Source organism: Pedobacter sp. 01N416, assembly GCF_056399685.1.
This window is the reverse complement of record NZ_JBFTRT010000741.1, coordinates 1-2,038: the sequence shown is the minus strand read 5'-3', so window position 1 is coordinate 2,038 and position 2,038 is coordinate 1. Positions and strand designations below refer to the sequence as shown.

The following is a 2,038-nucleotide window of genomic DNA, read 5'->3' as shown; positions in this document are numbered from 1 at the left end:
GTTTGCGCACCGATGTTACATCTGATTCCGAAATCCATTTATAGGGCCATCTTAATCGTGTTGGAATCTGAATATAGCCACCAACTGCTGCTAAAAATTTATCTAATGCCGGGTTGCTGTACTGTTGCTTTTGATATGGAGCAATGCATATTTTAAAGAATTTGAGCATATTTTTTTCTATCCTCAAAGCCTCATCCAGATCTGTTTGCATCAGTTTCCATAAGTGCTGAGCTGCCGATGGATTGATACAGGCAACATTTGAATAAGCCCCAGCTGCAATGCCCGTCTTTACCCCACTCGCCAAAAAATGGCCTGGGACGAATATTGATAAATGGCTTGCATACATCTTCATCTCTTCGGTCCAAGCTACGTCTTTACTTAAAACTTTAATACCAATAAGTGATGGCACCGCTGTTTTGAATTTGAGGTAATCTTTTGGTTTTAACTCCAGCTTTGCATGTGGTGGATTATACAATACCAAAGGAATTCCGTTTGCGTGCTTTGCGATTCCCTGTAAAAATTCTATCTGTTCAGCATCACAAGGAACTACCCAATCTGGCAAAATCACCTGAAAAGCACTTGGTTGTAGGCTTACTGATCTCTTAATCCTTTCTAATGAAATCAATGGTGAAGGATGACTGCAGCCTATCTGAAAAGGCATTGATGCTTTCTGACATTTTTCTGCAAACAACCAATTAATCTGATCAAATTCTGCTTCGGTCTGATTGTGAAACTCACCTGCTGTTCCGTTAGAATAAATCCCATCTACTTTCGCTTCAATCAAACAATCTATTTCATCAGCCAATAATCCGAAATCGATCCTTTGGTCAGTTTGGATGGGCAATAACAATGTTGCCCAATTTCCCCTTAAAGTTTTTGCAGTTAATGTATTCATCAGTATTTTTTAGAGATCGGCTTCAAACTCTTCAACCTCCTTAAACTTCGTTTTGCCTTTTACCAATCTACCTAAGCGGGGTTTGCCACCATTGTATACTTCTATCGCATCGGCATCGGCATATCTCAAAAACAGGATTCTTCGGTCTCTGCTATCAGAAATATTACCGTCTGATTTATGAAGCATCCAACAGTTAAAAATCAAAACATCTCCTGCCTTCATTTCCATCGGTACAGCTAAACTATCGTCGGCTTCTACAATAATTTCAGAGCCACTTTTCTTTTGCGCTTCGTTCTGCTCTACCCTGATCTGGCCTTTTTTATGACTGCCTGGAATTAACCACAAACAGCCATTGCCCCGGTCGGTATCATCAAGCGCAGTTAAAGTGGTTAAAGCGTTATAAGGCTCCAGCTCGCCATAACCATTATCCTGATGCCAGCCAAAGGGTTTTGTATTGCCTTTCATTTTAAATGTAAGCTGTGAAGTAGCTCCTTTTATATTCGGACCGATAATTTCTGAGGCCATCTCAACCAGCGGACCGCTAAAATAGTATCCCTTTACTGTTGTGGCCTGATGGTGGATATTAATCAACAAGGCGTTTTGCAGCCAGCTTTTATTCGGATCGAAGGTCTCTTTTTCTTTACCCCAGGCGTCCATACACTCTTGTTGCATCTGAGCCAAACCTTCAGGTTTTAAAATAGATTTGATGATGAGATAACCGTTTTCGTTAAAAAACGTCAATTCTTCTCGACTGAGTGTTTTATAATTAAATAACGATTCGTTTTTCATGAATAGTTGCATTAATATCCTTGTGTTTGCACCAGATTTGGATTTGCTGCCAAAACAGTTGTAGATAAAGGCCAGAATAAAGGCACCGTTTTATTTTTTAGGTTAGGTACGTAAGTATAGGCGTTTATGGTACCGCCGAAATGAAAGCGTACAATATCGTACCAGCGTTTGTTTTCGAAGAAAAACTCACGGCCGCGTTCGTCAAAGATGGCGCGCTCTACGGTAGCTTTATCAGTTGCACCGGTATAAACTCCGTTTCCGGCTCTATTTCTAACTTTATTTAAATACACAATTGCCTGCGCGGTATTATCAAGTGCGGCATAAGCCTCGGCCGCTATCATATAGATATCGGCC

3 protein-coding genes are annotated in these 2,038 nt (G+C 40.6%); all 3 read right to left on the bottom strand.

What is annotated here, in order from left to right; all coding sequences use genetic code 11:
* The coding region (locus AC1DND_RS26550; protein WP_477585685.1) for a dihydrodipicolinate synthase family protein at positions 1-895 on the bottom strand (895 nt) is incomplete at its 3' end.
* Positions 896-904: 9 nt separating this feature from the next.
* A complete protein-coding gene (locus tag AC1DND_RS26545) occupies positions 905-1,684 on the bottom strand; it encodes a phytanoyl-CoA dioxygenase family protein (RefSeq protein ID WP_477585683.1) in 780 nt (259 codons plus the stop codon).
* Positions 1,685-1,695: 11 nt separating this feature from the next.
* A partial coding sequence (locus tag AC1DND_RS26540) for a RagB/SusD family nutrient uptake outer membrane protein (RefSeq protein ID WP_477585681.1) occupies positions 1,696-2,038 on the bottom strand: 343 nt, incomplete at its 5' end.

Excerpts from the sequence above, each read along its gene's own strand:
- AC1DND_RS26545 (WP_477585683.1), bottom strand. The coding sequence starts at position 1,684 with ATGAAAAACGAATCGTTATTTAATTATAAAACACTCAGTCGAGAAGAA.